The organism is Streptomyces sp. NPDC003042 (genome assembly GCF_053591315.1).
This window is the reverse complement of sequence record NZ_JBSFTP010000152.1, coordinates 1-6383: the sequence shown is the minus strand read 5'-3', so window position 1 is coordinate 6383 and position 6383 is coordinate 1. Positions and strand designations below refer to the sequence as shown.

At 69.7% G+C, this 6383-nt stretch carries 8 protein-coding genes; 7 read left to right on the top strand and 1 reads right to left on the bottom strand.

Annotated features, from left to right (window positions below; translation table 11 throughout):
- Window positions 1-46: 46 nt before the first annotated feature.
- Complete coding sequence (locus ACWDYJ_RS35695; protein ID WP_451569766.1) at window positions 47-1375, bottom strand: nicotinate phosphoribosyltransferase; 1329 nt, start codon at window positions 1373-1375, stop codon at window positions 47-49.
- Window positions 1376-1455: 80 nt separating this feature from the next.
- On the opposite strand from ACWDYJ_RS35695, the gene clpS reads away from it, so the two are divergent.
- The 7 genes from clpS (at window position 1456) to ACWDYJ_RS35660 (ending at window position 6198) form a co-directional block, all read left to right on the top strand.
- Window positions 1456-1770 carry an ATP-dependent Clp protease adapter ClpS gene (clpS, locus tag ACWDYJ_RS35690; protein WP_451569765.1) on the top strand — a complete coding sequence of 105 codons (315 nt, stop codon included), beginning with the start codon at window positions 1456-1458 and terminating at the stop codon, window positions 1768-1770.
- Window positions 1770-2369 (top strand): DUF2017 domain-containing protein, encoded by a 600-nt coding sequence (locus ACWDYJ_RS35685; protein ID WP_451569764.1) that lies wholly within the window; start codon window positions 1770-1772, stop codon window positions 2367-2369. Before clpS ends, ACWDYJ_RS35685 begins: the two co-directional genes overlap by 1 nt.
- Window positions 2370-2697: 328 nt before the next feature.
- Complete coding sequence (locus ACWDYJ_RS35680; protein WP_451569763.1) at window positions 2698-4155, top strand: amino acid permease; 1458 nt, start codon at window positions 2698-2700, stop codon at window positions 4153-4155.
- A gap of 116 nt (window positions 4156-4271) precedes the next feature.
- Window positions 4272-4694, top strand: a complete 423-nt coding sequence (locus tag ACWDYJ_RS35675; protein WP_451569762.1) for a Mov34/MPN/PAD-1 family protein — start codon at window positions 4272-4274, stop codon at window positions 4692-4694.
- 77 nt (window positions 4695-4771) lie between these two features.
- Window positions 4772-4879, top strand: coding sequence for a putative leader peptide (locus ACWDYJ_RS35670; protein WP_311736929.1), 108 nt, complete (start codon window positions 4772-4774; stop codon window positions 4877-4879).
- A gap of 90 nt (window positions 4880-4969) precedes the next feature.
- Entirely contained in the window at window positions 4970-5248 is a 279-nt protein-coding gene (locus ACWDYJ_RS35665) for a MoaD/ThiS family protein (protein WP_451569761.1), read from the top strand.
- Entirely contained in the window at window positions 5248-6198 is a 951-nt protein-coding gene (locus tag ACWDYJ_RS35660; protein ID WP_451569760.1) for a PLP-dependent cysteine synthase family protein, read from the top strand. The genes ACWDYJ_RS35665 and ACWDYJ_RS35660 overlap by 1 nt, the downstream gene beginning before the upstream one ends.
- The last annotated feature ends 185 nt before the right edge of the window (window positions 6199-6383 follow it).

Genomic DNA, 6383 nt, shown 5'->3' with positions numbered 1-6383 from the left:
GGCGCGGGGTCCGGGGCGGAGCCCCGGGAAGCCGGGCCCGCGGGGGCTACGCGTACTCGGTCGGGATCACGGCCTCGCCCCGCGACAGCTGCGTCGCCGACAGCGGCAGGCCCGCGCGCGCCGCGCGGTGGCGGTCACGGGCCGTCTCCAGCGGCTCGCGGGCGACCACCTCGCCGCCCTTGACCAGCTCGACCAGCAGCTGCTGGTCCGCCAGGGCCGCGGGGACCGGTCCCACGCCGATCACCTCAGCCTCCGCCGCCCCGTCGGAGTCCAGCCGCCGGGCCGCCCACTTGCGGCCGCCGATCGAGGTCTTGCCGCCCATCGACTTCTTCGCCACGGCCACCAGCGGCGCCTTCGGGTCCGCGGACGCCGCCCGCGCCACCAGCTTGTAGACCATCGAGCACGTCGGGTGCCCGCTGCCCGTCACCAGTTGGGTGCCGACCCCGTACGCGTCCACCGGCGCCGCCGCCAGCGAGGCGATGGCGTACTCGTCCAGGTCCGAGGTGACCACGATCTTCGTCGCCGTCGCCCCCAGCTCGTCCAGCTGCTGCCGCACCCGGTGGGCCACCAGCAGCAGGTCACCGGAGTCGATGCGGACCGCGCCCAGCCCCGTACCGGCGACCTCCACGGCCGTGCGGACCGCTTCCGCGACGTCGTACGTGTCCACCAGCAGGGTCGTTGCGCCGCCCAGCGAGGCCACCTGCGCGGTGAACGCGTCCCGCTCGCTGTCGTGCACCAGCGTGAAGGCGTGCGCGCTGGTGCCGACCGTGGGGATCCCGTACCGGAAGCCGGCGGCGAGGTCGGAGGTCGAGGTGAAGCCGCCGACGTACGCGGCCCGCGCCGAGGCGACGGCCGCCAGCTCGTGGGTGCGCCGCGCGCCCATCTCGATCAGCGGGCGGGTGCCCGCCGCCGAGGCCATCCGGGAGGCGGCGGCCGCGATCGCGGAGTCGTGGTTGAGGATCGACAGGATCACGGTCTCCAGCAGCACGCACTCGGCGAAGCTGCCCTCCACCCGCAGGATCGGCGAGCCGGGGAAGTAGACCTCCCCCTCCGGGTAGCCCCAGATGTCACCTGAGAAGCGGTACGACGCCAGCCAGTCCAGGGTCCGGGCGTCGACGACGTCGCGCTCGCGCAGGAAGTCGAGCACCGCGCCGTCGAAGCGGAAGTTCTCCACGGCGTCGAGGACGCGACCGGTCCCCGCCACCACTCCGTAGCGCCGCCCCTCGGGCAGCCGCCGGGTGAAGACCTCGAAGACCGAGCGGCGGTCGGCGGCGCCGTTGGCCAGCGCTGCCTGAAGCATCGTGAGCTCGTAATGGTCCGTGAAGAGCGCCGTGGACGGCACGTCCACCGGCAGGCCCAGGTCCGCAGGGTTCATGTCAGGGATGCTAGCGCACATCTCGTCAAAGTGACGAGATGTAGGGTCGGTTTGTGCGACGGGCCGACCACAGTGGCAGCATGGGACAAGTGAGTGTTGCTCCCATTGAGATCGAACGCACCGAATCGGCCGAAGAGACCTTCGCGGTCCCCGAACCCGACGTCCCCTGGGTGACCCTGGTGCACAACGACCCGGTGAACCTCATGAGCTACGTGACGTACGTGTTCCAGGCCTACTTCGGCTATTCCAAGGACAAGGCGACCAAGCTGATGCTCGACGTGCACCACAAGGGCAAGGCGGTCGTCTCCAGCGGCACCCGCGAGGAGATGGAGCGCGACGTGCAGGCCATGCACGGCTACGGGCTCTGGGCGACCCTCTCGCAGGACCGCTTCTGATGGGCGGCGTGTTCGAAGCCCTGAAGGGCGGCGGCGCGGCCATCGCGCTGGACGAGATCGAGGTCTCCATCCTGCGCTCCCTCGCCGTGCAGCTCCTGGAGCTGATCGGCCCGGGCGAACCGGAACCCGCCGAGGACGCCGACCCGCTGGCCGTGCTCTTCGCCTCCGACGGCCCCACCGAACCCCCGTCCGACCCGGCACTCGCCCGGCTCTTCCCCGACGCCTACGGGGGCCCGGAAGCGGACCCCAAGGCGGACCCGGAGGAGCTGAGGGCGCGCTCGGCGGAATTCCGCCGCTTCACCGAGAACGACCTGCGCACCCGCAAGCGGGAGGACGCGCTGGCCGTCGTACGCAGCCTGGACGGGCTCAACCCGGCCGGCGACGAGGCGCAGGTGCTGGAACTGACGGGCGACCTGCCCCTGCGCTGGCTCGGCGCGCTCAACGACCTGCGGCTCACCATCGCGGCCCGGCTGGACATCACCGAGGACGACGAGAGCGCCGTGCTCTTCCGGCTGCCGGACGACGATCCGCGCAAGCCGATGGTCATGGCGTACCTCTGGCTCGGCGGCCTCCAGGAGACCCTCGTCGAAACCCTCTGAGAAGCTCTGAGGATCCTCAAGGCGGCGGCGTGTTCGCTCAGCGGACCCTCAAATCCGGATAACGATCAGATCACCACCCTGTGGTGATCTGACCTTTTTTATGTCCTGTGCCCCGATTTTTTCGGGCGGTCCGTCATGTTTTCGGCCCTCCGCCACCCGTAAGTACGTGATAAATCTGCACGACTGCCGACGGGACGCCACCCATGTCCCCCGGCTCGCTCGGGCCGGCTGACCGCCGGCGTGCAACTCCATCCGTATCCGGGGGGATCGAGGACCCGATCCGCAGCCAGTCAAGGCGCGGGTCGGCGTGGAGAAAGGCGCACAAGACATGACCTCAGTGCAGGTCGAGCAGCACGGCAAGACGCCCGGAGAGGGCGCGCAGGGCGAGGGCGACGGTTACCACCGCGCACTCGGCGCCCGCCAGATCCAGATGATCGCGATCGGCGGAGCCATCGGCACCGGCCTGTTCCTGGGCGCGGGCAAGGCCATCTCCAAGGCCGGACCGAGCCTGATCCTGGCCTACGCCATCGCGGGCCTGGTCATCTTCTTCATCATGCGGGCCCTGGGCGAGCTGCTCATGTACCGCCCCGTCTCCGGCTCCTTCTCGGACTACGCCCGCGAGTTCCTGGGCCCGTTCTGGGGATACGTCACCGGCTGGACGTACTGGCTGTTCTGGGTGGTCACCGGCATCACCGAGGTCACCGCGGCCGCGCAGTACATGTCGTACTGGACCCACGACAGCTTCCCGCAATGGGCCTACGCGCTGATCTTCACCGTGATCCTCTACGGCGCCAACCTGATCTCCGTGAAGCTCTTCGGCGAGCTGGAGTTCTGGTTCTCCATGGTCAAGGTCACCGCCATCGTCGGCATGATCCTGATCTGCGCCGGCATCCTCACCATCGGCTTCTCCGACGCCGGTGACACCGCCACCGTCACCAACCTCTGGAACGACGGCGGCTTCTTCCCCAAGGGCATCGGCGGCACGCTGATGACCCTGCAGATCGTGATGTTCGCCTTCCTCGCGGTCGAACTGGTCGGCGTCACCGCCGGCGAGTCCAAGGACCCCGAGAAGACCCTGCCCAAGGCCATCAACACCGTGCCGTGGCGCATCGCCGTCTTCTACGTCGGCGCGCTGATCATGATCCTGTCGGTCGTCCCGTGGCACGAGTTCCAGCCCGGCGTCAGCCCCTTCGTCGCCGCCTTCGAGAAGATGGGCCTCGGCGTCGGCGCCGCCATCGTCAACTTCGTCGTGCTGACCGCCGCCCTGTCCTCCTGCAACTCGGGCATGTACTCCACCGGCCGCATGCTGCGCGACCTCGCGCTCAACGGCCAGGGCCCGAAGTTCTTCACCAAGCTCACCAAGAACGGCACCCCGCTCATCGGCACGACGTTCTCCGCCGCGCTGATGCTGGCGGGCGTCTGGATCAACTACGTCGCCCCGGGCAAGGCCTTTGACTACGTCGTCTCCTTCGCCACCATCTCCGGCATGTGGGCCTGGATCATGATCCTGGTCTGCCAGCTCCGCTACCGCGCCAAGGCCGACCGCGGCGAACTCCCGCAGTCCTCCTTCCGGGCGCCGGGCGCCCCGTGGACGAGCTGGTTCGCGCTGCTGTTCATCGGCATGGTCATCGTGATGATGGGCGCCGACCAGGACGCGCGGGTCTCGCTGTACTGCGCTCCGCTGTGGGGCCTGGTCCTGGCCGTCTCCTACCTCGTCCTGGGTCGCCGCGACTCGGGCGGCGGCAGTGCCTCGCTCAAGGTCTCCGTGGGCTCCGACGAGATCTGAGCCGCCGGCGCCGCCGGCACCGCCGGGCCCTGTGCCCGGGCCGGTCCTGTCCACCATGCGGGCCCTTCCGTACCACGCCTCGGTACGGGAGGGCCCGTCTGTTTATCCTTTCGCTCATGCTGACCCTCACCCAGGACCTGTACGACCAGATCGTCGAGCACGCCCGCCGGGACCACCCGGACGAGGCGTGCGGCGTCGTGGCCGGCCCGGCGGGCACCGGCCGCCCCGAGCGGTTCATCCCGATGCTCAACGCGGCGCGCTCGCCCACGTTCTACGAGTTCGACTCGAAGGATCTGCTCAAGCTCTACCGCGAGCTCGACGACCGGGACGAGGATCCCGTGATCATCTACCACTCGCACACCGCGACCGAGGCCTACCCCTCGCGCACCGACATCACGTACGCGAACGAGCCCGCGGCGCACTACGTACTCGTCTCGACGGCCGACAAGGACGGCCTCGGGGAGTTCCAGTTCCGCTCCTACCGGATCGTCGACGGCGTCATCACCGAGGAAGAAGTGCAGGTCGTACAGGCCTACTGACCAGTATGTGAGCGGTACTGGTCCACGATGCGGGATCACACTCCAAACGGGGGACCGGGAATCGTTAACATGACCGCATGGTTTCCCACGACGTGAGCATCGAGACGCCCGGCAGGCTGCTGCTCGTGGCGCGGCTGCACGTCGACCTGTGCCGCCTCGCCAGCGCCATCTGTCCTGCCGCCTGAGCACCACAGCCCTCTTGCGCGGGGGGCCGACGAACCGCGCGCCCTTACGCCCTTGCGTTCTTACGCCCTCCCTCCTGACTGGAGCCAGCCATGGCCATCGAGGTCCGCATCCCCACCATCCTCCGCACCTACACCGATGGCGAGAAGGCCGTGAAGGGCGAGGGCACCACCCTCGCCGACCTCTTCACCGACCTCGAGACCCGCCACAAGGGCATCCACGAGCGCATTGTCGACGACGGCAAACTGCGCCGCTTCGTGAACGTCTACCTCAACGACGAGGACGTCCGCTTCCTCGACGGCATCACCACCGAACTCAGCGACGGCGACACCGTCACCATCCTCCCGGCCGTGGCCGGCGGATCGAAGTAATGCGCTACGACTCCCCGCTCGCGGCCGTCGGCAACACGCCGCTCGTCCGCCTGCCCCGGCTCTCGCCCTCGGACCAGGTCCGCATCTGGGCGAAGCTGGAGGACCGCAACCCGACCGGCTCGATCAAGGACCGCCCCGCGCTCCACATGGTCGAACAGGCGGAGAAGGACGGCCGCCTCTACCCGGGCTGCACCATCCTGGAGCCGACCTCCGGCAACACCGGCATCTCCCTGGCGATGGCCGCCCGGCTCAAGGGCTACCGCATCGTCTGCGTGATGCCGGAGAACACCTCCCACGAGCGCCGGGACCTGCTGGCCATGTGGGGAGCCGAGATCATCTCCTCGCCGGCGGCGGGAGGGTCCAACACCGCGGTCCGCGTGGCCAAGGAACTGGCGGCGGAGCACCCGGACTGGGTGATGCTCTACCAGTACGGCAACCCGGACAACGCGGGCGCCCACTACGCCACGACCGGCCCGGAGATCCTCGCCGACCTCCCGTCGATCACCCACTTCGTGGCCGGCCTGGGCACGACCGGCACCCTGATGGGCGTCGGCCGCTACCTGCGCGAACACGTCGAGGGCATCAAGATCGTCGCCGCCGAGCCGAGGTACGACGACCTCGTCTACGGCCTGCGCAACCTCGACGAGGGCTTCGTCCCCGAGCTCTACGACGCCTCCGTGCTCACCAGCCGCTTCTCGGTGGGCTCGGCCGACGCCGTGACCCGCACCCGCGACCTACTGCGCGAGGAGGGCATCTTCGCCGGAGTCTCCACGGGCGCCGCCCTGCACGCGGCGATCGGCGTGGGCCGCAAGGCGGTGGCCGCCGGGGAATCCGCCGACATCGTGTTCATCGTCGCGGACGGCGGCTGGAAGTACCTGTCGACGGGCGTCTACACGGCCCCGACGACGGAGGCCGCGATCGCCGCGGTCCAAGGCCAACTCTGGGCGTAGCCCCTCGGGGGGCCCGCGCGCGGGCCTCCGCACCCCTTCCAGCCCCGCCGGCGTTCGAGGTGTGGGCCCCCGCCCCCTTCAGCCCCGCCGGCGTTTGAGGCGCGGGGCCGGAGTTCGGTGGGACTCCCCCGGCCTATCCGCTGGCGATCGTGCCGAGGCCGGCTGTCGAGGGGGCCCAGCGGGCA